This window comes from Dyella silvatica (assembly GCF_026283955.1).
GTDB classification, from domain to species: domain Bacteria; phylum Pseudomonadota; class Gammaproteobacteria; order Xanthomonadales; family Rhodanobacteraceae; genus Dyella_C; species Dyella_C silvatica.
Window position 1 is genome coordinate 1 of record NZ_JAPDPE010000078.1, and the last position, 25,037, is coordinate 25,037.

Genomic DNA, 25,037 nt, shown 5'->3' on the forward strand with positions numbered 1-25,037 from the left:
CATTTGAGCAAAGAAGAGCTGTATTGGCGCGTGGATCTGGTGACTGGCGCGTTGACCCACGCCATGTCCGGCTTCGGCATGATCCAGCGCAAAAGCGATGTCGCCGAGCACACCCATCGCGAACAGACTGCCTCGCACCTGATCCGCTTTGCCACGGCCGGCCTGAGCCATCCCTAACCCTCTCTAACACCCCTGTCCATTTAGTGTTCGCACCATCGGAGAAGCCAATGACCGCTGTATTACCACCTGCATCAGCGCTACGCATTCGCAAGGCCGCGGTACTCGGTGCTGGCGTCATGGGCGCGCAGATCGCCGCGCACCTGACCAACGCCGACGTCGAGACCGTGCTGTTCGACCTGCCCGCCAAAGATGGCCCCAAGAGCGGCATTGCGCTCAAGGCGATCGAAAACCTGAAGAAGCTGTCGCCGGCGCCGCTGGCGGATAAAGACCGCGCGGCGGCCATTATCCCGGCCAACTACGAAGACGACCTCGAGCATCTGAAGGATGTCGACCTGGTGATCGAGGCGATCGCCGAACGGATGGACTGGAAGCTGGATCTGTACAAGAAGATCGCTCCGCATCTGTCCAAGACCGCCATCATCGCCAGCAACACCTCCGGCCTGTCGATCAACGGCCTCGCCGAGGCGCTGCCGGAAGATATGCGTCACCGCTTCAGCGGCGTGCACTTCTTCAACCCGCCGCGCTATATGCACCTGGTTGAATTGATTCCGACCAAGCTCACCGATGGCAACGTGCTGGCTGGCCTGGAAGCCTTCCTCACCACCACGCTGGGCAAAGGCGTGGTCATCGCCAAAGACACCCCGAACTTCATTGGCAACCGCATCGGCGTGTTCTCGATGTTGGCCACCATGCATCACACTGAGCAGTTCAAGCTCGGCTTCGACACGGTCGACGCCCTGACCGGCCCGGCGGTTGGCCGCCCGAAAAGCGCGACATACCGCACCGCCGACGTGGTTGGCCTGGACACCATGGCACATGTGATCAAGACCATGGCCGACACGCTGGCCGACGACCCGTGGCACCAATACTTCAAACCACCGGTATGGCTGCAAGGCCTGATCGATCAGGGCGCGCTGGGCCAGAAGACCGGCGCCGGTTTTTATCGCAAGGCCGGCAAAGACATCGTGGTACTGGATGTCGGCAAGCGCGATTACCGCGTATCCGAGCAAAAACCGTCGGACGAAGTCGCCGCGATCCTGGCGATCAAAGATCCGGCAGAGAAGTTCGGCAAACTGCGCGCCAGCGCCGATCCGCAGGCGCAGTTCCTGTGGGCCAGCTTCCGCGACCTGTTTCATTACAGCGCCTACCACCTGGCTGATATCGCCGATACCGCACGCGACGTGGATTTCGCCATACGCTGGGGCTACGGCTGGAAACTCGGTCCGTTCGAAACCTGGCAGGCTGCCGGCTGGCAGCAGGTCACCGGCTGGATCGCCGAAGACATCGCCGCCGGCAAGGCCATGAGCACGGCGCCGTTGCCGGCCTGGGTCACCGACGGCCGCACCGGCGTGCATGGCAAGGCCGGTTCGTACTCGGCCAGCGCCAAGACCGACAAGCCACGCTCGCAGCATCCGGTGTATGCCCGTCAGCTGTTCCCCGATCCGATCCTCGGCGAGAAATTCGACCAGGGCACCACCGTGTGGGAGAACGACGGCGTGCGCCTGTGGACACTCGGCGATGACGGCGTCGGCATTCTCTCGTTCAAGACCAAGATGAACACGGTCAACGACCATGTGCTCGACGGCATCCAGCATGCCATTGGCGTGGCCGAAGAGAAGCTCAAAGCCGTGGTGTTGTGGCAGACCAGTGAGCCGTTCTCCGCCGGCGCCGATCTCAAGGGCGCCTTGGGCTTGCTGCAGTCCGGCAACATCGATGCGTTCAAGAGCATGGTGGCGAACTTCCAGCGCACCAGCATGCGGATCAAACAGTCACTGGTGCCGGTGGTTGCGGCCGTGCGTGGCCTCGCGCTCGGCGGCGGCTGCGAATTCCAGATGCATTCGGCGCGTACCGTCGCCGCGCTGGAAAGCTATATCGGCCTGGTGGAAGCCGGCGTTGGCCTGCTGCCTGCGGGTGCAGGTTTGAAAGAGCTGGCCATCCGCGCGGCAAAAGCCAACCCGGAAGACCCCTTCGAGGCCTTGAAGAAAGTCTTCGAGACGGTCGCCATGGCCAAGGTCTCCGGCAGCGCGCTGGAAGCCAAGCAGCTCGGCCTGCTACGCGATAGCGACGTGGTGGTGTTCAACAACTATGAACTGCTTTACGTGGCCAAGCAGGTGGCCCGGTCCTTGGCTGAAAGCGGCTGGCGTCCGCCGATGCCGGCACGGGCGATCCCGGTCGCCGGCGATGTCGGTGCAGCGACCTTCCATGCTTCTCTGACCAATATGCAGGCCGGTTACTTCGTCTCCGAACACGATGTCGAGATTGCCTTGCGCATCGCCGACACGCTGTGCGGCGGCAAGATCGAGCGCGGCTCATTGGTCGACGAAGAATGGTTGCTGGCGCTGGAGCGCAAGCATTTTGTGGAGTTGGCGCAAACCGAGAAAACCCAGGCGCGCATTGCTCACACCATGACCACCGGCAAACCGCTGAGAAACTGACACTGACCGCGATCCACGCCCTCCCCGGCAAAGGGAGGGTTGGCATGGGGATAGCCGTCCTCAATCCGCGACCAAAATCATTCGCCCGCATCCGCGCATAGCGCGAGGGCAACGGAGAACGAAATGACCAAGCAAGTGCAAGACGCCTACATCGTCGCCGCCACCCGCACCCCGGTAGGCAAGGCGCCGCGTGGCGTATTCCGCAACACCCGCCCCGACGACATGCTCGCCCATGTCATCCGTGCCGTGATGGCGCAGGCCCCCGGTATTGATCCCCATCGCATCGGCGACGCCATCATCGGCTGCGCCATGCCCGAGGCCGAGCAAGGCATGAACGTGGCACGCATCGGCGTGCTGCTGGCCGGCCTGCCCGACACTGTGCCCGGCGTCACCATCAATCGCTTTTGCTCGTCCGGTCTGCAGGCCGTGGCCATGGCGGCCGATCGCATCCGTCTGGGCGAAGAGCATCTGATGCTTGCCGGCGGCACCGAGAGCATGAGCATGGTGCCGATGATGGGCCACAAGATCGCCATGAACCCGGCCATCTTCACCGACGAAAACATCGGCATCGCCTATGGCATGGGCATCACCGCCGAAAACGTCGCCAAGCGCTGGAAAGTCAGCCGCGAACAGCAAGACGCCTTCGCCGTCGAAAGCCATCGTCGCGCCCTCGCCGCCATCGCCGCTGGCGAGTTCAAGGACGAGATCACGCCGTTCCAGCTCGACGACCGCTACCCGAATCTGGCCACCCGCGAAATCGTCACCGACAGCCGTCGCATCGACACCGACGAAGGCCCGCGCGCCGGCACCACCGCCGACGTGCTGGCCAAGCTGCGCACCGTATTCCGCAACGGCCAGTTCGGCGGCACCGTCACCGCGGGCAACTCCTCGCAGACCTCCGATGGCGCCGGTGCGGTCCTGCTCGCCAGCGAACAGGCGATCAAGGACTACAACCTGCAGCCGCTAGCCCGTTTCGTCGGCTTCTCGGTCGCCGGCGTACCAGCGGACATCATGGGCATCGGCCCGAAGGAAGCGATTCCGAAGGCCCTCAAGCAAACCGGCATCAGCCAGGATCAGCTGGACTGGATCGAACTCAACGAAGCCTTCGCCGCCCAGGCGCTAGCCGTGATGGGCGATCTCGGCCTCGACCCGAGCAAGGTCAACCCGCTCGGCGGCGCCATCGCCCTGGGTCACCCGCTGGGTGCCACCGGCGCCATCCGCATCGCCACCCTGCTGCACGGCATGCGCCGTCGCAAACAGAAGTACGGCATGGTGACCATGTGTATTGGTACAGGCATGGGCGCAGCCGGAGTCTTTGAGGCACTTTGATCTCAGGCGTGAGTTATTCACGTCTAAACGCGAAGATCCAGCATTACTCAGCAAGTAGAAATAAAGACGGCGCCGTAGCAATACGGCGCCGTGTCTATCACCGAGCACAGCCAATCGCCGCGCTGGCATACAGGCGTTGCCGCTGCGTCGTTAAGGCTTCAGCAGCCGTCTTTACCATCCATCTCCAGAAAGCAGGCAAAATACTCGGCCTGCCAGGCGCAACACCGCGCTGTCTGCACCCTCGGTGCAGCACCCCTTAGACGATGGATACGCACTTGAACACCACCACGGCCCCCCAGCCTTTGCCGGATGACGCGGATACTTCGCTGCTGGAACGCCTGCGCGCCGCAGCGGCATTACTGGAATCGGTAGCTGCCGACCGGCAACTGCTGGACCAATTGCCCGCCGCCGACCGCGAGCGCCTGCACCAGGCGGTGGCCAAGGCTTATCACCCGGACCCGGCCGCCCGCCGGCTAAAGCTGAAGGCGGCGGAAAAGGCGCGTAACGCGTCGAAGATCCGCGCCGACGATGCCTTGCTGCATCAAACCGGCATCCGCGCGCTGCGCCGCAAACCGGTGTTCAGCACGCCGAATGTGTTCGCCCCACAAGGCTTTGAGCCACACGATGTGGCCCCCGATGCCGACAGCGAGCAACCGCGCGAATCGATCGAGCCGCAACATTGCTATGTGTGCAAGCAGAAGTATTCGACCATCCATTTCTTTTACGACCAGCTGTGCCCCAGCTGCGCGGAATTCAATTACGCCAAGCGCACCGAACTGGTGGATTTGCGTGGCCGGGTTGCGCTGCTCACCGGTGGCCGGGTCAAGATCGGCTATCAGGCGGGCTTGAAGCTGCTGCGGGCCGGTGCCGAACTGATCGTGACGACACGCTTCCCGCGCGACTCGGCAGCACGCTATGCCGAGGAGCCCGATTTCGGCGAATGGGGCCATCGCCTGCAAATCTACGGGCTGGATTTGCGCCATACCCCTAGCGTCGAAGCGTTCTGCCAGGAGTTGATCGCCACGCGCCCGCGGCTGGACTTCATCATCAACAACGCCTGCCAGACCGTGCGCCGTCCGCCGGATTTCTACGCCCACATGATGGACGGCGAAACGGCTGCCCTGCATGAGCTGCCAGAGAACGTACGCAAGCTGGTGGGTCACTACGAGGGCTTGCGTGGCTCGCAGATTCTCCCCGAGGCGAATGGGGCATCCCTGGCCCTCAACGGCCAAGGCAACGACGTCGCCGGGCTCACCCGTGCCGCCGAGCTATCGCAACTGCCGCTACTGCCGGAAGAGCTGCTGGCGCAACAGCATTTGTTCCCCGAAGGCCGGCTGGATCAGGATCTGCAACAGGTGGATTTGCGCGGACGCAATTCCTGGCGTTTGTTGATGGCCGAGGTGCCGTCGGTGGAATTGCTAGAAGTGCAGCTGGTCAACGCAATTGCCCCCTTCATCATCAACGCGCGGCTCAAGCCGCTGATGCTGCGCACGCCAGAGCGCGACAAGCACATCGTCAACGTATCCGCGATGGAAGGCCAGTTCTACCGCAACTTCAAGACCACTCGCCATCCGCATACCAACATGGCCAAGGCCGCGCTCAACATGATGACGCGCACCTCGGCCACGGATTATCACAACGACGGCATTCACATGAATAGCGTCGACACCGGCTGGGTAACCGACGAAGATCCGGTGGAAATCGCTGCCCGCAAAGTGCTGGAAGAGCGCTTCCACCCACCGCTGGATATCGTCGACGGTGCCGCGCGCATTGTCGATCCGATCATCAGCGGCATCAACAGTGGCGAGCATGTATGGGGGCAATTCTTGAAGGACTACCGGCCTACCGACTGGTAAGCGATAAGGGCTGGCCTGCGCCAGCCCTTTGTTTCACCGCTCAAACGACCGCTTAGGCGTACTCCCGGCGTGCGTAATCCCATAGGCCTATGGCACCGGTCAGTGCGCCGCCGATAAGACTGACGACAATTGCCAGCATCGCGCGCTGCTCATTGCCACTGACTGTCTGCGCGGCCATCGACCAGGGAAACCACGGCCCCAGCTTTTCGGACTGGCAGATCAGAAAACCCGCCACGGTACCCGCAACGCCGACACCGATAGCGGTAGTAAAGCTGTTCCAGCGGATCGCCACCCAGGTATGCAGCCCGACCAACAGACTGCTGGCAGCAATGCATTCAAGCGAATGCATCAGCAGCCAGCCCCACGGCGCTGGCCAGGCCACACCATAGTCAGGCTTTGTATACATCAGGATCCAGCCAACCAATGGCGTCATCACACACAGCAATAAGGTCGACGCAACCACCATGAGAGCAAGCATCAGCGCCTTGGCTGCATAGTGGCTCCAGTGCGGCACCGGCAACGCTAACAGATGTTTCCACTGCTGATTGCCATGCTCCAGACCGGCCAGCAATGCTGCCTGCAAAGTTACGAACAAGGGCAGCATCAGTACGCACCAAATCGTGAAGATGCCGCGGCAAAAATTCATCCACGCCTTGACCGGTGTAAGACCCATCGGACCGTGTGTTTTCTGGAAGCTGAACTGCACCACCGTCAACACGATAATCACCAGCGGCGCCAGCCATATCAGCCACAGCCCCAGCGTATGCCGCAACTTCAGCGCCTCAGCGCTCAGCGCTCTCCGCAGTATGATCATGCGGCGACTCCATATTGGGTCAGCTCGAAGAACAAGGTTTCCAGCGAGTACGGGCTACGCCCGAACGCATGTATCGTGTGACCGCGCTCGATCAGCCAGCGATTGATCTCGGCATCGGCAAGGCGCGGCGTGCGGATGCCGACCTTATCGTCGTCCAACCGCTGCGGTGTTTCGCCCAGACCAGCGAGGCTTGCACATACCGAATTCGCATCAAGACAACGGATGATCAACGCATCGCCATAGCGTTCGCGCAGCGCTTGCTGTGTGCCTTGAAAAAGCAAGGTCCCTTGCTGCAATACCCCTACATGGGTCGCGATCTGCTCTACCTCCGACAGCAGATGACTGCAGAGAAACACCGTCATGCCCAACTCGCCCACCATGCGCTGCATAAGCACACGCATATCGGCGATGCCGGCAGGGTCCAGACCATTGGTCGGCTCATCGAGCACCAATAGTCGCGGCTGGTCCAGCAGAGCCAGCGCTATCCCTAAACGTTGCCGCATACCCAGCGAATAATCGCGCACACGACGATCCGCATCTGCGCGAAGATCAACGATATCGAGCGCCTCGTCGATATGCTGTTTGGGCGCCCCAAGCAGGCGGCGGGTGACCTCAAGGTTGTCGCGCGCCGATAAATGTGGATATAGCGAGGGCGTCTCCACCATGGAACCCACCTCGCGCAATGCGCGCCGATCATCAGGCGCAACGGATTGCGAAAAGATCCGGACCTCACCTTCATCGGCTCGCAACAGCGCCAATAGCAACCGGATGGTCGTAGTCTTGCCCGCGCCGTTCGGACCCAGAAAACCATACACACTGCCCACAGGCACCTGTAACTCAAGCTGATGCACACCGTGGCCGCCGTCAAATCGGCGAGACAACGCCCTGGTTTCGATAGCAAGCATCCCTATGCCTCGATAGCGCCGCGAATTGCGGCTACCTATTCAAGCGAGAGATAACATGCCTCTTCAATAGGCTGGAGCACACAGTGACCTTTGGCCATCGAGACATCCAGCGCGAAGATAATGATGATGATGAACGATTATCCCGGCCGATCGATCTAGATGTTCAACTGTCGACCAGCAGCGTTTGCCGTACTGCTTATTTGCGTGCATCTCGGGACGACTCTTCGACGACATAACGGGCCACCGGCAGATGCCAGCGATGTCGGATCGCCATATAGCGCAGGCCAAAGCACAGGCCTGCGCCAGCCAGCGTCGTAGCCGTGGGCGGCAACTGCAGCAAACTGCCCACCACCACCACGGCAGCCCCCGCCAGCGCCGCCACGGCATAAAGATCCGCGCGCAGCACGGTGGGGATTTCCGTAACCAGCACGTCGCGCAGCATGCCGCCACCGATACCCGTGAGCATGCCGAGCAGCGCCGCCATCGCTGGATTGAGACCGAACGCCAGTGCCTTTTGCGCACCGGCCACGGCAAACAACGCCAGCCCGGCCGCATCCGTCAGCTGCACCGGATTACGCAGCCGCTCGATGGTGGCGTAACGGTAAAAAGTAATCACCCCGGCCAGCACCGAAACACCGAGATAACGCCAGTCGGCAATCGCCGCAGGCGGTGTGGCGCCGATCAGTACATCACGGGTGATGCCGCCGGCATTGCCCGCCGCGAACGACAGCACCAGCACACCGAACAAATCGAGCTGGCGTCGTACCGCGGTAAGCGCGCCGCTCAGCGCAAACACGAACGTACCGATGAGATCGAGCACCAGTAACAACGCGTGCATCGTGAGTAGCCTTTCAGATCGACAGAGGCCTCTGTTTATCGCCAGCACGGCGGCGGGTCAATCGCTATGGTCTGGCTCGCGCCAGGAGAAGGGGCACGATGAGCTGACAATCTTGCAGGTCGGCTGGCCAAGCCCGTGCTTTTTCAGCAGCGCGCATGGGTTTTCTTGGCCCCAAGCGATGCCGCAAATCCGCCAACCTCCGCCGCCATCCCCCGCCCAGCATCGTTGCGACATTCAACGGTCCGTTACGAGGACATGGCCTTCCTGCCCCGCTCTTGATGGGGCATGTCCTGGGTTTCCCCGGTTAGTCGTGGCATCAGCCAAGCCGTTAATTGGCACCCTTGATGTCTGCATCGGCCCCTGCTCCTGATGCCCCCCCTTTTTGACACCAAGACATCGCCGCCCGCCACAGGTCGGCGATCAGCCGCCGCCGAGCGGCGAAGGCATCCGGCCTCACAGGCTCACTTCTAATGGATATTCGTTGGTATGACTCGATCTAAGTAGCAGAAAGACACGGCCTTAACATTGTTTCGCGTTATGCTGCGGTGAAATAAAGCCTGTTCCGAGGGACTGAGATGCGAACCACTATTAAGCACCTGCTACCAATCACTGCTCTTGCCCTAGCAAGCATCTGTGGAACCGCATGGGCACAGCAACCCGCCACGGTAAGCACGGGCCTTGGTCAAGCATGGCCCAATGCTCCGGATGTCAGCTCCAGCCCGCGTTGGCATGTCTACGTATTCAATCGCGACGGCGTTCGTTACATCCAGGTCAACGATTTGAACGGTAAGGTGCGCGGCGCCTTTGCCGTCGCTGGCGGCCAGTACCTGAGCCTGCCAATCGGCAGCGACGCGCAATACGTGAGCACACCACAGCAACGGCTCACAGCACCTGCGTCGAGTGCTCCTGCCGAAACGGTTTACAACGACGGGGCCGTGAATGTGACCCTGACGCCACAGGCAAACGGCCAAGTGCAGATGAACGCGATGGACTCCGAATGCACCGGCCTCGACTGCAGCGGTGGCGGTCGCGTCAACTAATCATGGGAACGGGCAATGGGTTCTCAAACTAGCTGGGTGCTCCAGCTAGTTCTCCGGGCGAGGCTTTAAATAGCCTCGCCAAAGACCCAGTCGTGAGCAGGGTCGGAAGAGGTATCGAGCAGGCTGGCGTGAACCCTCAGAAAACCGGGGTGCGAGCGATTGACTAGCAGGCTGCCCTTATACAGACTTGCCCTGTTACGCATGTCCTCTTCGCTAAGCCCCGCACTGCCGAGGCTGGACAACACGCTGGCCCGCCCCAGCGGCAACATCGTCGAGCCCGCGCCTTCGATATCCAGATCGACCGACCAGATGCCCCGCTCCGACTTGGTGTAGGTACGCAGCACCAGCCTGGAGCTTGGCGCCTCCGTCAGCACATAGGTCACCATTTCACAGGCCAGCCGGTAAAGAGCGACCCGAATATCCGGCGCCAGCAGACTCATCTGGCCACCGGGCTCGACTTCATAGGTTATGCCGAAACTGCGAACCGCCTGTGCGATCGGTCCATCCCACAACGCGTTCGGATGCCCCATGCTGTCCCACTCTGTCGGTGCGAGGCGGCCGACGACCAGGTCCAGATCTTTTTCGGCCACCTGCAGCTGACTGCGGTAGGCAAGCTCTTCATCGCCCGGCAAGCAGTAACGTAGACGGCTCATCACCTGGCCGTGCGTAAGGTTCAACTTTGCCCGCACCGCATCCAGGTCTTGAATATTCCGGCGTATGCGCAGCTCATTCAAAAACAGCTCTTGCCGGGCAATACGCAGATTGCGCCAGTCTTCATGCAACGAGCGGCGCATGACCGTGGTACGAGCACCCAGCATCAACAGTGTCGTCATCGCGAGCGCCATGGCGGTCTCGGCCAGCAGGGTCGCCCGGTCACTGTGCTCAGGCATGATCCAGACAATGCAACAGCTCGCTACGGCACCGGCGAAAGCCGCGCCAGACCAGCCACGACGCAACGCAAAAACGACCACCGGAATGAAAAGCACAATCTGCGCTAACTGCAGCCAGAACTCGCTGTGTGCGGCAATCGCGGAGATCGAGATGACGATCATCGACAGCGAGAGCGCAACGGCCTCACCGACCACGCGCGCATGAGCCGACAAAAGCTTCAGCCATGTCTCCCGTTTTGTCTGCGTCAACGCATCGAATACGCAGAGCAGCAACGGCACAAGAACGAGAATACCGAGATACGTACCCAGGAAATATTGGCTAGCGGCCTCTTCCAGCGGAACTTTGATTTCGGTCGGTGACGGCGGCACAAAACTGTAAACCCAGGCGTCCACCACCGCGGTCAAAGCCGACGCACTGAAACTACACAGCAACAGGCCGGACATATGTTGTGCCGTCGCCCGCTGGGCACCGGGCAGAGCATCGCGAAGCCAAACCACGAACGGCATCGCGAGCAGCAGCGGTGGTACCGACGCGGCGACGGTCCAGGCAAGACCGAACTGCTGCAAACACTGCAGATTGAAATACACCAGCGGCACAGCTTCACCGACTAGCAACGCAGCCCAATATCGCCGGGGGAGCAGCAACAAGCATCCGATACGCAGACCGGCCAGCAGTGACCAGTGCGAAAACGACACGCTGCGCAAGGCGACATAAGCTATCGCGTAGGCTGATGCCATCGCGACATAGCGCAGCAAAACACCTCCCCGATTCCCTATCCGCATATCACCGCTACCCCTTAGCTTTGATTACTGCGCAGTTACTATCCCGATGACCTAACGTTACTAGATATCGGTAGTGCGCTACATGAAATTGACGTGAAGACGTCACTATCTCGTAAGACTTTACGTAACCACAAAAAGCTGAGCCGGACCGCCGCTTCGGCGTCTTGAAAATACGTCCGCCAGTAGTGATTGCCTCGCTCTCCAACTCGATTGAAAAAACCGTATCGGCAGCGGAATCATCTCGACCTGCTGATTATCTCCCAGATTGCCGGGCGACCGTTGCTCGACATCCGTTTGATCGACATCGGCACATGAGCTTGCTGCCACGGAAGAGCTAGAAAACCGGGCGCGGAGCGCTTATAGCGCCGTCCACCCTCACGCCCGAACACGCTCTTAGGCATAGGCGGCTTATCCCAGCCGCCCTGGCCGCAATCGCCTAATACAGCGTGAAAGTAGCCACCCTCATCGACCGCCCATGGATTTGGCGCGATCGGATTATTTACCCGTACCGGCACCGCCGTAAGGTCTGCACAACCCGGGCGATCCCCCGCCCGCATGCCCCCCAAGCAGGAGCTTTCCCATGTCTCAGGTATGGCTTATCACCGGCAGTTCGCGTGGTTTTGGCAAGGCCTTGGCCGAAGCGGTGCTCGCCGCCGGTCACTCGTTGATCGCCACCGCTCGTGATCCGGCTCAACTCAGCTCGTTGGTCGCCCGCTATGGCGACCGCGTACGCGCCGTGGCGCTCGATGTCACTGACCCCGCCGCCGCGCACACCGCCATCCGCGCGGCAGTCGATGCGTTCGGCCGTCTGGATGTTCTGGTCAACAATGCCGGCTACGGCAACCTGGCCAGCATCGAAGAAGGCGACGATGCCGACTTCCGCGCCCAGCTGGAAACCAATTTCTTCGGCCTGGTCAACGTCACCCGCGCCGCCCTGCCCGTGCTACGTAAACAGCGCAGCGGCCACATCATCCAGTTCTCGTCGATTGGCGGGCGCATCGGCGTACCAGGCATGGGCGCCTATCAGGCATCTAAGTGGGCGGTAGAAGGCTTCTCCGAAGTGCTGGCCAAGGAGATCAAACCTTTTGGCGTCTACGTCACCCTGGTCGAGCCAGGCGGCTTTCGCACGGATTGGGCGGGCTCATCGATGACCATCTACCCGCCTGCCGCTGATTCGGAATATAGCCCGACCATGGGCGCCATGATCGAGCTACTGAAGACCCATCGTGGACAGCAAGGCGGCGATCCGGCCAAGGCCGCGCAAGCCATCCTCACCATCGTCAACACTCCCACGCCGCCGCTGCGCTTGCTGCTGGGTTCGGATGCGGTATTTCTCGCCGAGCAGCAAGCCGCGCGGGTGGCGGCCGAAGATGCCAAGTGGCGTACGCTTAGCCTTTCGACCGACTTCGAAGACTCCGCCGAATCTGCCGAAGAACGCGCGCGGCTGATTCGCTCGTTAACCTGACTCGCACCGATAGGCAGGGCAGTGAGAGTATCCACGTGAGAGCCGACCAGATCCCGCTAAGCCGTGGCGTGTTCGAGCGCATGAAAGCGCTCGGACTCGATCCCGCCGCCGTACTGCAGCGGGCCGGGCTGCCCCATGCCTTGCTGACCCAGGTTCGCGCGACCTTGACGACCGCGCAGTTTTTCGCGCTATGGCAGGCCATTGAAGCCACCAGCGACGACCCTGCATTCGGTCTTCGCCTGGGCGATGGCACACGTATCGAGGTCTACGATGTCGTCTCGCTCGCCGCCTTGCATTCGGCCACGCTCGGCGAGGCATTACACCGGCTGGCTCGCTACAAACGCCTGACCTGCCCCGAAGACATCAACATCGAACTGAGCCGTGATGAGGCTGCGGTGAGCATGCGCTGGATGCTTGCCGACGGCCATACGCCGCCCTTGCTGGTTGATGCGATCTTTGCCTCGAACCTTGCCCTGGCCGAGCGCGGCAGCGGTCGGGGCATCCGCTTGCGGCGTCTGGAGCTGACCCGTCGACCGCCGGCGACGGATGTGCTGAGCGCGCATTTCCGTTGCGAATTGCGCTTCAACGCAGCGCAAGATCGCCTCATCTACGACCGGGCCGACCTCGAACTGCCCTTCGTCACCCACGACAAAGACCATCTCGCCATGCTGATGCCGACACTGGATACGGCACTGCATGAACTCAGCGCTACGACATCGTTGAGTGACCGGGTATGGAATGTCTTGGCACGCAGCATGGCGCAAGTCGCCGCAGCCTTGCATATCAGCCCGCGCACGCTACAACGCCGATTAGGCCAGGCCGGCACCAGCTACCAGCAACTGCTCGATCAGGTGCGTCACCATCTCGCCCGCCATTTATTGGACGCGACCGACCTGGACACCGGCGAAATCGCCTTTCTGCTCGGTTTTGAAGAACTCAATTCTTTCAACCGTGCCTTCCGACAGTGGGAAGGCAAAACCCCTTCGCGGCGACGAACAACGGCCATGGGCTAACTGCCCCCACCATAGGCAAAGGTGAAGATAAGTTGGGATGAGCGCCAACGAACCCCAACCATGCGCACCAAGCATCAGCCCGATAAAGCCGCCTGCCGCCGCTGCAAAAAGCGACGAACCGCCGGGTCACGTTCAAGACCGATCGCCATCTCATAGGCGCGACCTGCCTCGGCATGCGCGCCGATCCGTGTCAGCAACTCGGCGCGGGCGGCCCAGTACGGCTGGTATTGCGCCAATCGCTCATCGGTGGCGATCGCTTGCAGGCTGTCGAGCGCCACTTCCGGCCCATGCAACTGGGCAAGCGCCAGCGCGCGATTGATCACCACCACCGGCGAGCCGGTGATCGCCAATAGCGCGTCGTATAACTGCACCACCTCAGCCCAGTTGGCGCTGCCGCTACGACGGCGATGCACGTGCGCCGACTGCAAGGCGCCTTCGAGTTGATATCGCCCCAGCACATGCAAGGCGCTGGCGCGCTGCAGCAGCGCTTCGGCTTCGGCAATCATGGCCGCGTCCCACTGCGCGGGATCCTGCTCAGCCAGCGGCACATATTCGCCAGACGTTGTGCGCCGGACGCCACGCCGTGCTTCGGCGTGCAGCATGAGCGCAAGCAACCCCAGTGTCTCCGCTTGTTGTGGCAGCAGCTCGCTGACCAGTCGCGCCAGAAACAGCGCCTCCTCGGTCAGGTCGCGGCGGGCGGCATCGCCACCCTCTGGGTCGCTCCAGCCTTCGGCAAAAGCGGCATAGATCGCCTGCAGCACGGTATCGAGCCGACCGGCGAGCTCCTCGCGCTCGGGGACGCTAAAGGGAATACCGGCCTGACGAATCTTCTCCTTCGCACGCACCAGCCGTTTGCCCATCGCCGCTGGCGAGGTGAGGAAAGCCGAGGCAATGGTTTTCGCATCCAGCCCCAGTACCACCTGCAGAATCAAGGGCGCATGGATGCTCGCCTCGATCGCCGGATGGGCACAGGCGAACATCAGCGCCAGACGCTGATCGGGGATGTCCGCCTGCGCCACCCACTGCAATCCTTCGGCGAGCAGCTGCAATTGCGCCGCCGCCATATCCCCGCTTTGCCGCCGTCGCGCCGCATCGATCAATTTTCGGCGGGCCACGGTGAGTAGCCAAGCCTCCGGATTGGCTGGGCAACGCTGCAACGGCCAGACCGCAAGCGCCGCAGCAAACGCCTCCGACAAGGCATCTTCGGCGGCCGCCACATCGCGTGTGCGAGCCGCGAGGAAGGCAACAAGCTTGCCGTAACTGCGCCGCGCCACCGCGTCGGCGGTACGGCGCGCCTGCTCGGCACCTTCCTCTGGGCTCGGGGATTCATTCACCGGCAGGGCCTAGGCCGGCATCGGCCACAGCGGACGCACCTCGACCACCCCATGCCCCGCGGCCGGGCAGCGAGCGGCCCAGGCAATCGCCGCGTCGAGGTCAGCCACGTCGATGATGAAATAACCACCGAGCTGCTCCTTGCTGTCCACGTAAGGGCCATCCAGTACCTGTGGCTTACCATGGCTTATCCGCACCGTTGTCGCCGTCGAACCGCCCTGGAGACGGTTGCTGCCCAACAGCACACCGGCCTTGGTCAGGGCTTCGGCATAGGCCTTATACGCCGCCACACCTTGCTCTTGCTCGGCCTTGCTCAGCGCGAACCAGCCGGCTTCGTTTACATAAGTCATCAGAATGTATGACATGTGGAGTCTCCATCATGGCTATCGGTCATCGGCGGGCAGGATGCGCCGCCTATACCGATGACGCACGGATGCCGGCGATTTGGACAAGCCCGATCTCGGTGATTACCGCTACGCAAGCTGCGTTTTGCGCGTCCACCGGCGGTATCCGCACAAATCAGCTATCCGGCAACAATCTGTTTCTTTTTTGCCTATGTTGGTTTGCATCCAACGGCCCTACATTGCTGCGCAGGCGCCTATCAGCGCAAGCCATCTACAGGAGAAATACCGTGATTGAACGCAGACCTTTCGACAGCCTCGGCGGCGCCGACCACGGTTGGCTCAACGCCAAGCATCATTTCTCGTTTGCCAGCTATGGCGACGCCAAGCGCATGGGCTGGGGTGCGCTACGAGTGTGGAACGACGACACTATTGCATCGCAAACCGGGTTTCCGCCGCATCAGCATGCCGACATGGAAATCATCACCTACGTCCGCGAAGGCGCCATTACCCACCGGGACAGCCTAGGCAACGAAGGCCGTACCGAGGCAGGCGACGTGCAGGTCATGAGTGCGGGCAGCGGCATTACTCATGCCGAATACAACCTGGAACCGGGCACAACCCGTATTTTCCAGATCTGGATCTTGCCCGATACGCGTGGCCAAGCGCCGACGTGGGGGGCCAAGCCGTTTCCGACCGGCGAGCGCTCAGGCCGCTTCGTGCCTTTGGCCAGCGGATTCAAGGAAGACAGCGAAGCCCTGCCTCTGCGCACGCGTGCGCGGGTACTGGGCGCCACCCTCAAGGCTGGCGAAACAACCCAGTACACGCTGGATGAAGGCCGGTATGGCTATCTGGTCCCCGCCAAGGGCCGGGTGGAGATCAATGGCGTCAGACTCGACGCCCGCGACGGTGCGGCGATTCGCGATGAGTCGCTGCTGCGGGTAACCGCCTTGGAAGATGCCGAGCTAGTGCTGGTCGATACCGAGCAGTAATCCGCAGATGAAGCGGCGACTGCCTGGCTGCCGTCAGTGACTGCCACCGCCAGTGACAAGGGCAGGCCCGCGCCTGCCCTTGCGCTTGGTCAGGGGTTCATCAGCTGACCAAACGTGGTGCCCCATAGCGCCGGCTTGGCCGTGCCGCCCGGGTTGGCGTTGTAATACTCCCAGGCATCCACACCGCCGAAGTCGGGGTAGGTCTTCAGCAAGCTGGTGACGGTTTTCTTCACCGTCGTGATACTGACAAAGCCCGAGCCATTGTTGCTGTTGGACAGCATGCCCGCGACCACTTTGTTCGCCGGAAAACCCGCTTTGACGATGCTGCTGTAATCCGTGCTGGAGGATAACGAGCCGAAGCCGCTATAAAACTGCACATTGAACCAGGAGATATTGGCCGACTGGTCGTTGTACAGATCCAGGTAATTGAACCCCGAGAACGGATCCGTATCGCCCTGCAGCGCAGCCGCCACCGGCGCGAACGTGATGATGAAGTCGCTACCGAAATCCTTGCGTAGCTGGGTGATCAGCGTTTCGATATTCGCCAACGAAACCGACTCCTCGATATCCAGATCGATACCGTTCAAGCCGTAGGTCTGCAAAGCCTGCTTCAAAGTGTCGTAGTAAGTAGTCAGATTACCGTTCTGATCGAACAGACTGGCGTAAGAACCCTGTGCCGCACCGCCCAGCATCGCCAGCACATTCACGCCCTTGCCTTGCAGCGTGCCCACGTCCTTCCACAACACATTGAAAATGGCATCGCTGGGCGGATTGTCATTCAGATGCAGGCTGGTGCCGTCGCTTTGCGCGCCCAGATGAAAGGCGCCGACGATCACATCGGTGACGTACGGCTTCTGTGTATTCGGGTTGATATTGGCCACGTCCCATAGCGGCGATAGGCTGACGTAGTTGGACGCCTGCGAACTGCTGCCGTTGTAGATCGTCTGGTCGTAATAAACCACCCGTTTGCTGCTCGCCGTGTTGGGGAGCGTGCTAGCCGTACTCTGTGCCATCCCGGCCAGCGGTAAAGCCCCGACAGCAGCCGACAGCAGCAACAAGCCAAACCACTTGTTCATTGCGAATCCTCCAGACTATCTACGATGAGTGGCGTGAACTGCCGCCCTTGATGCGGGGATGCATCGAAACCACGCGATAACTAGGTTGCAGAGGAACCGGCGGCTAGGCCGAACGATGGCGGGCGGTCTCCGCTAGCGGCACCGAACTGCTTGTTCGGCTTACTACCCATGTGAAAGACCAACGTACCGCCGGCGGCCAGCTCGGCGTGACTGATCCAGCTCTTGCTCCAGGGTTTGCCGTTCCAGCTCACCGATTGGATATACAGCTGGTCGGGTCCATTGCCTACGGCCTGCACGATCAATTTGCGTTGCGCACCGATCTCGATCTCGGCGCGATCCAGCAACGGACTACCGAAGACGTAATTCGTGCTGACCGGATCGACCGCATACAAACCCAAGGCGCTCATCACGTACCAGGCGCTGATCTGGCCGCAATCTTCATTGCCAGCCAAGCCATCGGGCTCGGCCTGGTACATGGTGTCGAGCAACATGCGCACGCGCGCCTGGGTTTTGTGGTGCGCGCCGGTATAGGCGTAGAGATAAGCCACATGGTGACTGGGCTCGTTGCCGTGCGCGTACTGCCCCACCATGCCGGCGATATCGGGTGGCGCATCGACAGGCAATGCCGAGCTGGTCGTGAACAGTTCGTCCAGCTTGCGCTCAAACGCCTGCTCGCCGCCGAACAAACCCATGTAGGTGTAAAGGTCGTGCTGGTTGAGAAAGGTAGCTTGCCATGCATTCGACTCGGTGAAATCGCGCCACTTATCCGAATGTCCCATACCGCGCGGGTCGAATGGCTCCAGCCAGCTACCATCGTTGCCGCGCGGCCGCACAAAGTTCACCTTGCGATCAAAGACATGCTGATAATTACGCGAGCGCTCGCGCAGTTTCTTCGCGTCATCGATGGCGCCGGCCGCCTCGGCTAGATGAGCAACCGCCCAATCGTCATAAGCGTATTCCAGGGTCTTGCTGACCGCCTCGCCTTCTTTATCGCTGGGGATGTAACCCAGCTTGCGGTAGTAACTCAGGCCACGATAGTCATCGTCCATGGCTCGCTTGCGATACAGCGGCCATGCCTTAGCGTAGTCGATACCTGTGAAACCCTTGGCCTGCGCTTCGGCCAGCACCACGGCGGAGTGATAGCCAATCATGCAACCTGTTTCGACCCCTTGCAGCGGCCACACCGGCGGGCCTTCCGGGCTTTCCGCCGCCATGCGAACCAGGCCGTTGACCAGATCAGGCACACGCTCGGACTGAATCAGGGTGAATAACGGATGCAGGGCGCGATAGGTATCCCATAGCGAATAGGTGCTGTAGTTATGCGATCCGGTCGGCAGGTTATGGACGGCCAGATCCATGCCGCGGTAGCGCCCATCGGTATCGCTGAAGAGGGTCGGCGCCAGCATGGTGTGATACAGCGCGCTGTAGAAGGTACGGCGAGTGCGCTCCGACGAAGTATCGATGCGGATGCGGCCCAGTTCACGCTCCCATGACGCCTCGGCGGCACTGCGCACGGCCTCGAAATCCCAGCCAGGTATTTCCGCCTCAAGATTGCGCAAGGCACCGTCGATATCGACCGCCGAGATACCCACCTTGACCAGCAGCGGCGCGCTGCGTGCATGACTGATATGCAAGGCCGCCTTGAGGTTGGTTCCCTTGGCTTCGCCGGTCGCGTCGGGCAAGGCCACATCGTCGGCGTACAGCGTGGCGCGATCGAACGGCCGCGACAATTTCATCGCGAAGTAGATATGCCGGCCATTCGCCCATTGGTGCACACGGCGACCGCCGACCAGCGTGTCATTGCCGACCAGTTTCAACTGCGCGTCAGTGACCTTGGTCGGTACGGCCGGATCGTCGTGATAACCATGCGCGAAGTCGACCAGCAAATGCCCTTCGTCGGCACCGTTGAAGGTGTAGCGATGCAAGCCTGCGCGCAAGGTCGCGGTCAGCTCGGCAAGCACGTCGTAATCCTTTAAACGCACCTGGTAGTAGCCGGGCTGGGCGTGCTCATCGGCGCGATCGTAGCGCGAGCGGTAGCCTTTGATCGCCGGCTTGCTGGATGCAGGCGCCGCCACAGCCGGCGTCACGCCGTCATAGCGCGAACGATAATTACTGCCTTTGTGCTCGCGGTCGCCTGGCTGCAACAGCACCGGGCCAGTGCAAGGCATGACCAACACATCGAGCATGTCGCTGGCGCCGGTGCCACTCAGATGCGTATGCGAGAAACCCATGATCGAGCCATCGCCCTGGTGGTAGCCCGAGCAGGCATCCCATTGCGCATCGTAAGTATCCGGGCTGAGCTGGACCATGCCGAACGGCATGCTCGCGCCTGGATAGGTATGACCATGGCCACCGGTGCCGACGAAGACATCGACATACTTGGCAAGCCCGCTGGCGGCATGGGCGCCGGTCGGGTTTGGCACATGGGCCCCCGTACGCACGGCTGCAAGCGCCGACAACGGCTTCACCGTGCCACCGATTAAAGTCAGCGCGGCAGCGCCTTGCAGAAAACGTCTACGCGTCACCATGGGATGCTCTCCGGTTGTGGAATAGGGAACAATGGCAGCTCGGGCTCATAGGGACTGGCTCATGAGCGCCGCAGTAACTCGGGCTGACGATCAGCGATCTGCACCATCAGTTCGCCGAACAAGGTATTGGCCCAGGCAAACCAGGCACGGGTGAAATGTGTCGGGTCATCCTGGTCGAACGCTTCATGCATAAAGCCGGTACCGGCATGGGTCGTCTTCAGCCATTGCAGGCATTGACGAATCTCGCCGCTATTGGTGCTGGTCAGGGCACGCATGATGATCGACATCGGCCAGATCATTCGCAGCCCTTCATGCGGGCCACCGATACCTTGCGCAGCACGTCCGCTGAAGAAATACGGATTGCGCTCACTCCACGCCAAGGCACGCGTGCGGCGATAACGCGCATCGTCGCTAGGGCAACAGCCGAGATAAGCCAGGCTGGACAGACCGGGCGCGTTGGCGTCATCGATAAAAAGCTGGTTGCCGTAGCCATCGACTTCGTAGGCCCAGACCTCCCCGCCCGGTTCGTCGCGGATGATGCCGTGCAACTGCAAGGCCTGTTCGATCTCATCGGCCAGCGTATGGCACTCGGCGGCAAACCCACGGTCGTCGAACAAGGCCTGGGTCATCTGCGCCAACTGGCGCAGCACACTCAGCGCAAACAGATTGCCGGGGATAAACAACGGATACAGACAGGCATCGTCGGAGGGCCGGAACATCGAGTGGATCAAGCCCACCGGACGCGCCGGGTTGCCATAACCGCCCAGGAACTGACTCTCGGTCGGTACTTCCGAGCGGCGCTGAAAGTGGTAACTGCCGGGGCCATGCTTGCGTTGCTGCTCGCGAAAAGTGGCCAGCACCTTGCGCATCGCGTCGCGCCAATCATCGTCGAAGGGCCGCTTGTCACCGGTCGCCTGCCAGTACGCATGCCGCCGGATCAGCCCGCGAAACAATCGTTGCAATGGTTCATCATGTGCGGCGAGCGAAACGTAAGGCCACACCTGAGCCGACGAATCGCGCAGCCACATGGCATCGATATCGCCGGTAACGATAAAGGTATCCGGCTTGCCACGCAGGTTGCCCACCTGCACTGTGGTATCGAGCGTGTTCGCAAAGCAGTTTTCGAACATCCAGGCCAGCTCGGGATCGGCGATTTTCGCCTTGACCCGCGCCATCAGCCGCTCGACCGCCGGGCTGACGAATTTTCGCTTGGCCAATGGCGGTCGTTGGCTGAGAAACCGCGGCGCAGCCAGCGCCAAGCGCCCCTGCCCCAGCATCGCGCCAGCGGTGGCCAAGGCCATCATCTTCAGCACGCTACGACGCGACGTCATCATGGTGCGGCCTTGGCGGGCTCGCGCTGCACGGCATCGACCAGCGAGCGCAAAGTGAGCGCTTTACGCAAGGCATCGATATCGGCCGTGCTGGTTATCTGCAGCTCGATATGTTCGCCAGGCAATAGATCGAACGCGTTATCGGACAGCGTCGCATCGAGTTGACCGAAATCGACCCATACCGCCCTGGCCAGCCGCTTGGCGCTGATGCTTAAGCTGATGCCGTGGCCGTTGTCGCTGAGCTGCGCCTGCAATCCTGGGTCAGGCAGCTGCAATTTTGCCGCCGTATCGAAAAACAGTAGGTGCCGAGATATCGATTTGCCCTGCTCGATCAGCTCGAACACGGCGACGCTACGACTGGGGTCTGCCCCATGCAGCAGCGAGGCATCGGTGCGCTCGGCCGCACGAGTACTGGCTAGCTCGGCCAGATGCACGTCATCGGTGCGATCTTCCAGGCTTGAACCCTCCATGCTCATGATCCGCGTGCGCAGCTTGGCATCGAACGGCGCGGTGCGATCTGAAATGAGAAACACCTCGGTGCGGCCATCGCGGCGGATCGGCGCCACGCGCGCTGGCGCATAGAAACGCCGGGCGTGAAACTGCAAGGCCTTCCAGCGTCCGTAATAATCGATGCTGGACCACGAAGCGCCCGGCCATACATCGTTAAGCTGCCAATACAGCGAGCCCATGCTTTGTGGTCGCACGCTGCGCAAGTGCTCGGCGGCCAGCTCGATACCCTCCGCCTGCATCACCTGACTCAGATAAACAAAGGATGCGAAGTCCTTCGGCTCGCCGTAGTACTTGCGGATATACAACAGCAGCCGGTCGTTACCATCGCCGTTGGCGAACTTCTGATGCGCACGCATCACCGGTGAATTCGGCGACATATCCTTGCTGTCGGCAAACGCGGCCACCGTGGATATCACCGGGAACGATTGCAGGCCGTACTCCGACTGAAAGCGCGGCGTGGCATCCAGATACTTTTCAATCGGCGCCGATCCTGCCCAGACATCCCACGAGTGGTAGTCGCCGTTATTCAACTGATTGGCCGGCCCCTCGAAATCGGTGCTTGGCGAGCTGGCCCAGTAAGGCACATCCGGCGCCTGCTGTTTGACGACATCGCGCAGCGTCTCGCCAAACAGCTTTTTCATGCCGGCCTCAATGCGCGCAAGCTCGGCCGGGTCGGTCTCCTGGCGGAATTTTTTCCGGTCGGCCCACGACTCCCAACCGGTCTGCACCTCGTTGTTGCCACACCACAGCACAATGCTGGGATGGTCGCGCAAGCGAATCACCTGCTCGGTCGCCTCGGTGCGAGTGTTCTCGCGAAAGGCATCGTCATACGGGGTTATCGCCCCGCCGAACATGAAATCTTGCCAGACCATCAAGCCGAGCTTATCGGCCATCGTGTAAAACGCATCGCTTTGGTAATGGCCGCCACCCCACATCCGCAGCATGTTCATATGCGCATCGCGTGCGGACTGCAGGATTTGCTGCATGCGCTCGGGCGCGACTCGCGTCGGAAAGCTGTCGAACGGGATCAGGTTGGCGCCTTTGGCGAAAATCGGCACGCCATTGACGACAAACTCGAAACCGCGGCCCCACTGATCCTGCTGCCGGCGCAACTCCACACTGCGCAAGCCGGTATCGCGTTCGGCGCTGGCAACCACCTCGTCACCCACCAGCACTTCGGCACGAAAACGATAAAGATTCTGCGCGCCGTAATCGACCGGCCACCAGCGTTGCGGCTTCTCGATACGCATCGGCACGCTCAGCGCGTTGTCGCCCGCGTTCAGCGATACGTCCTTGACCGCGCTTTGCTGGCTGCCGTCGGGGGCGCTTGAGGTAACCCGCAAACGCGCCTTGCCGACCCGATCGGCGTGCAGATTAAACTGCGCCTCCAGCACGGCAAGCCCGGCTTCGACGTGCTGCTGGGCGATATGAAAATCCGCCAGGCGCCATTGGTCCCAGCTTTCCAGCCGCACCGGCTGCCAGATACCGGCGGTGACGTAGCGCGGGCCCCAGTCCCAGCCATAGTTATAGTTGGCCTTGCGTACATAGTTCGAGGTTTGCTTGCCCTTGGGCTCATCGCCGAAAGCGGAGTCGAACTCACCCGGCAAGGCGTATGGCTGCTTGAGCAACCAGGGCAGCAGCCGCGCGATCGGCGAATGCAGGGTCACCGACAGCGTGTTGTTCCCCGTATGCAAGCGCTGTTTTACCGGGATGCGCCAACGACGAAACATATTGTCGGCGGCGACCAAGCGGGTACCGTTAAGCGTTACATCGGCCAAGGTATCCAGGCCATCGAAGACCAGCTCCACGTGATCGCGCGCCAAGGTGGCGGCATCTACCTGGAGCGGAAGGCGGTACTCCCAGTCGGCCAGACCGATCCATTGCAGGCTGGCTTCGTTGTCGCGATAGAACGGGTCGCCGATCACCCCAGCAGCCAGCAGGTCGGTCTGCACACTGCCCGGCACACTAGCGTGACGCCAGGCTTCGGCTTCGGGATGCTTGGCGGCCGCGGCCGAACCAGGCAGCAGACGAAACTGCCAACCGTCGGCCAGCGTCTGTTGTTGTAGCGGTGCCGCAACGGCGCCACTGCAAGCGGCAACAGCCAACAGTGCCGCTACGCGCATCATGCTCGCATGCGACACCGCTCCGGCACGCCACCGCCGGCGCGTGGTTTTTCGTAGCATCAAATAGCGCAGTATGGACGACAAGTCATTGCTCTCCGCGTGGTCTCGCTACGATATCCAAGGGCCTGAATCCGCTTACCTGCTTCATGCCTGCAAGCGGATCCGGTCCTGCTTCAAACTGTGCCGATCACAGCTTGAAGTTCATGCTCAGGGTATAGGTGCGACCGTTCTTGTAAGCATTCAGCGGCTGGCTCGGCACACCGTTGTAGCTGAAGTAGGTTTCATCCAGCAGATTGGTACCGTCCAGCGACACTCGCATATGGTCGTTGATCTGATAACCGACCGAAGCGTCCAGCTCCCTGAAGATGCCGGTGATCTGCTGCGACTGCAGTTGTGCGATCTGGGTGAAGTACGGCGAACGCCAGCTGTAGGTCACGCGTGCACTCCACGGCCCTTGCTCGAAATACGGGCTCAGGTTGAAGGCATTCTTGGAGTTGTACGGCAACGGGAAATTGTTGCTGGTATCGGCCTGCGAGTAGGTGTAGTTGGCCAACAAGCCGAAGCCAGCGCCCAGGTTGCTTTGATAGGTCAGCGAAATGCCCTTGACCTTGGCGACACCGGCGTTGATCGGGGTCTCCATCGAATACACCGTGGGTTGCAGCCGGGTCAGGTTGTAGTAGGTGCGACTGACATTGGAGTAGAGGATGTAACCATTGATGCGGCGATAGAACAGCTCGGCCGACAGCACGCTGTTTTCTGCGAAGTACCACTCGGCCGTGGCATCGAAATTGGTCGACTTATAGGGCTTTAGATTGATGTTGCCGGACGAACCGGTCAGGGTGCGGTCATCCAACGAGACATACGGGGTCATCTCCTGATAACGCGGCCGTGCAATGGTCTTGGCGGCAGCGAAGCGCAGGGTCAAGTCATCACGCACGTCGTAGGCGATATTGAACGAGGGCAGCCAATAGCTGTAGGTATTTTTCTGCTCTACCGGCGCGTACTGGTTGTTGCCGATGCTGTTGTAGCCGGTGACGCCATCGCGGGTGTGAATGTAGCGGGCGCCGATGTTGCCACGATAGTTCTCGCCGGAGAAATCGCCTTGCAGGTAGAACGCGCGATTCTGCTCGGCAATCGCATAGGTCGCCTTGGGGTCCATCGGCGAGTTGCTGTACAGACCGCTGACGTACTGCCGCAATGCCCCCTGGTTGATCGTGGTCCAGTGACTCATGCTCTGCGTCGCATTGAGGCCGTCA

At 61.2% G+C, this 25,037-nt stretch carries 18 protein-coding genes and 1 pseudogene; 8 read left to right on the top strand and 11 right to left on the bottom strand.

The features are described 5' to 3' along the window. The 4 genes and pseudogenes from OUZ52_RS15260 to OUZ52_RS15275 form a co-directional block, all read left to right on the top strand. A pseudogene (locus tag OUZ52_RS15260) lies at nt 1-177 on the top strand (TetR/AcrR family transcriptional regulator); the annotation flags it as partial. Nucleotides 178-227: 50 nt separating this feature from the next. Next, a complete protein-coding gene (locus tag OUZ52_RS15265; protein ID WP_266159372.1) occupies nt 228-2,615 on the top strand; it encodes a 3-hydroxyacyl-CoA dehydrogenase/enoyl-CoA hydratase family protein in 2,388 nt (795 codons plus the stop codon). A 123-nt stretch (nt 2,616-2,738) separates the two neighbouring features. Continuing rightward, nucleotides 2,739-3,944 (top strand): acetyl-CoA C-acyltransferase, encoded by a 1,206-nt coding sequence (locus OUZ52_RS15270; RefSeq protein ID WP_266159373.1) that lies wholly within the window; start codon nt 2,739-2,741, stop codon nt 3,942-3,944. A gap of 263 nt (nt 3,945-4,207) precedes the next feature. Continuing rightward, nucleotides 4,208-5,800 (top strand): SDR family NAD(P)-dependent oxidoreductase, encoded by a 1,593-nt coding sequence (locus tag OUZ52_RS15275; RefSeq protein WP_266159374.1) that lies wholly within the window; start codon nt 4,208-4,210, stop codon nt 5,798-5,800. 52 nt (nt 5,801-5,852) lie between these two features. Here the strand turns inward: OUZ52_RS15275 and OUZ52_RS15280 are convergent, their stop codons facing one another. The 3 genes from OUZ52_RS15280 to OUZ52_RS15290 form a co-directional block, all read right to left on the bottom strand. Then, the gene (locus tag OUZ52_RS15280) at nt 5,853-6,614 is read right to left on the bottom strand and encodes an ABC transporter permease (protein WP_266159375.1); all 762 of its coding nucleotides are present in this window, start codon (nt 6,612-6,614) and stop codon (nt 5,853-5,855) included. Continuing rightward, nucleotides 6,611-7,519 (bottom strand): ATP-binding cassette domain-containing protein, encoded by a 909-nt coding sequence (locus OUZ52_RS15285; RefSeq protein WP_266159376.1) that lies wholly within the window; start codon nt 7,517-7,519, stop codon nt 6,611-6,613. Before OUZ52_RS15285 ends, OUZ52_RS15280 begins: the two co-directional genes overlap by 4 nt. 196 nt (nt 7,520-7,715) lie before the next feature. Continuing rightward, nucleotides 7,716-8,357, bottom strand: coding sequence for a trimeric intracellular cation channel family protein (locus OUZ52_RS15290; protein ID WP_266159377.1), 642 nt, complete (start codon nt 8,355-8,357; stop codon nt 7,716-7,718). A 575-nt stretch (nt 8,358-8,932) separates the two neighbouring features. On the opposite strand from OUZ52_RS15290, the gene OUZ52_RS15295 reads away from it, so the two are divergent. After that, on the top strand, nt 8,933-9,397 hold the full coding sequence (locus tag OUZ52_RS15295; RefSeq protein ID WP_266159378.1) for a hypothetical protein: 465 nt from the start codon (nt 8,933-8,935) through the stop codon (nt 9,395-9,397). Between the two features lie 65 nt (nt 9,398-9,462). Here the strand turns inward: OUZ52_RS15295 and OUZ52_RS15300 are convergent, their stop codons facing one another. Next, nucleotides 9,463-11,043, bottom strand: coding sequence for an MASE1 domain-containing protein (locus OUZ52_RS15300; RefSeq protein ID WP_266159379.1), 1,581 nt, complete (start codon nt 11,041-11,043; stop codon nt 9,463-9,465). Nucleotides 11,044-11,650: 607 nt separating this feature from the next. Here OUZ52_RS15300 and OUZ52_RS15305 point away from each other — a divergent pair. After that, complete coding sequence (locus OUZ52_RS15305; protein ID WP_266159380.1) at nt 11,651-12,535, top strand: oxidoreductase; 885 nt, start codon at nt 11,651-11,653, stop codon at nt 12,533-12,535. A gap of 35 nt (nt 12,536-12,570) precedes the next feature. Further along, a complete protein-coding gene (locus OUZ52_RS15310; protein ID WP_266159381.1) occupies nt 12,571-13,548 on the top strand; it encodes an AraC family transcriptional regulator in 978 nt (325 codons plus the stop codon). A gap of 74 nt (nt 13,549-13,622) precedes the next feature. Here OUZ52_RS15310 and OUZ52_RS15315 read toward each other — a convergent pair whose 3' ends face one another. Both OUZ52_RS15315 and OUZ52_RS15320 read right to left on the bottom strand, forming a co-directional pair. Next, on the bottom strand, nt 13,623-14,882 hold the full coding sequence (locus OUZ52_RS15315; RefSeq protein WP_266159382.1) for an RNA polymerase sigma factor: 1,260 nt from the start codon (nt 14,880-14,882) through the stop codon (nt 13,623-13,625). Between the two features lie 9 nt (nt 14,883-14,891). Continuing rightward, nucleotides 14,892-15,245, bottom strand: a complete 354-nt coding sequence (locus OUZ52_RS15320; protein WP_266159383.1) for a YciI family protein — start codon at nt 15,243-15,245, stop codon at nt 14,892-14,894. A gap of 266 nt (nt 15,246-15,511) precedes the next feature. Here OUZ52_RS15320 and OUZ52_RS15325 point away from each other — a divergent pair, with 266 nt between their 5' ends. Further along, nucleotides 15,512-16,213 (top strand): pirin family protein, encoded by a 702-nt coding sequence (locus tag OUZ52_RS15325; RefSeq protein ID WP_266159384.1) that lies wholly within the window; start codon nt 15,512-15,514, stop codon nt 16,211-16,213. An 89-nt stretch (nt 16,214-16,302) separates the two neighbouring features. Here OUZ52_RS15325 and OUZ52_RS15330 read toward each other — a convergent pair whose 3' ends face one another. The 5 genes from OUZ52_RS15330 to OUZ52_RS15350 form a co-directional block, all read right to left on the bottom strand. After that, nucleotides 16,303-17,289, bottom strand: coding sequence for a glycosyl hydrolase family 18 protein (locus OUZ52_RS15330; RefSeq protein WP_266159385.1), 987 nt, complete (start codon nt 17,287-17,289; stop codon nt 16,303-16,305). Between the two features lie 80 nt (nt 17,290-17,369). Further along, a complete protein-coding gene (locus OUZ52_RS15335; RefSeq protein WP_266159386.1) occupies nt 17,370-19,817 on the bottom strand; it encodes a GH92 family glycosyl hydrolase in 2,448 nt (815 codons plus the stop codon). Between the two features lie 59 nt (nt 19,818-19,876). Then, nucleotides 19,877-21,148, bottom strand: coding sequence for a glycoside hydrolase family 125 protein (locus tag OUZ52_RS15340; protein WP_266159389.1), 1,272 nt, complete (start codon nt 21,146-21,148; stop codon nt 19,877-19,879). Beyond that, nucleotides 21,148-23,781 (bottom strand): beta-mannosidase, encoded by a 2,634-nt coding sequence (locus OUZ52_RS15345; RefSeq protein ID WP_425493859.1) that lies wholly within the window; start codon nt 23,779-23,781, stop codon nt 21,148-21,150. The genes OUZ52_RS15340 and OUZ52_RS15345 overlap by 1 nt, the downstream gene beginning before the upstream one ends. A gap of 187 nt (nt 23,782-23,968) precedes the next feature. Then, on the bottom strand, nt 23,969-25,037 hold a 1,069-nt coding region (locus OUZ52_RS15350), incomplete at its 5' end, for a TonB-dependent receptor (protein WP_266159388.1).

Bases quoted from the DNA above. Each gene is read 5' to 3' on its own strand.
- OUZ52_RS15265 (WP_266159372.1), top strand. From the start codon at position 228: ATGACCGCTGTATTACCACCTGCATCAGCGCTACGCATTCGCAAGGCC.
- OUZ52_RS15270 (WP_266159373.1), top strand. From the start codon at position 2,739: ATGACCAAGCAAGTGCAAGACGCCTACATCGTCGCCGCCACCCGCACC.
- OUZ52_RS15275 (WP_266159374.1), top strand. From the start codon at position 4,208: ATGGATACGCACTTGAACACCACCACGGCCCCCCAGCCTTTGCCGGAT.
- OUZ52_RS15280 (WP_266159375.1), bottom strand. From the start codon at position 6,614: ATGATCATACTGCGGAGAGCGCTGAGCGCTGAGGCGCTGAAGTTGCGG.
- OUZ52_RS15285 (WP_266159376.1), bottom strand. From the start codon at position 7,519: ATGCTTGCTATCGAAACCAGGGCGTTGTCTCGCCGATTTGACGGCGGC.
- OUZ52_RS15290 (WP_266159377.1), bottom strand. From the start codon at position 8,357: ATGCACGCGTTGTTACTGGTGCTCGATCTCATCGGTACGTTCGTGTTT.
- OUZ52_RS15295 (WP_266159378.1), top strand. From the start codon at position 8,933: ATGCGAACCACTATTAAGCACCTGCTACCAATCACTGCTCTTGCCCTA.
- OUZ52_RS15305 (WP_266159380.1), top strand. From the start codon at position 11,651: ATGTCTCAGGTATGGCTTATCACCGGCAGTTCGCGTGGTTTTGGCAAG.
- OUZ52_RS15320 (WP_266159383.1), bottom strand. From the start codon at position 15,245: ATGTCATACATTCTGATGACTTATGTAAACGAAGCCGGCTGGTTCGCG.
- OUZ52_RS15330 (WP_266159385.1), bottom strand. From the start codon at position 17,289: ATGAACAAGTGGTTTGGCTTGTTGCTGCTGTCGGCTGCTGTCGGGGCT.
- OUZ52_RS15335 (WP_266159386.1), bottom strand. From the start codon at position 19,817: ATGGTGACGCGTAGACGTTTTCTGCAAGGCGCTGCCGCGCTGACTTTA.
- OUZ52_RS15340 (WP_266159389.1), bottom strand. From the start codon at position 21,148: ATGACGTCGCGTCGTAGCGTGCTGAAGATGATGGCCTTGGCCACCGCT.
- OUZ52_RS15345 (WP_425493859.1), bottom strand. From the start codon at position 23,781: ATGCGCGTAGCGGCACTGTTGGCTGTTGCCGCTTGCAGTGGCGCCGTT.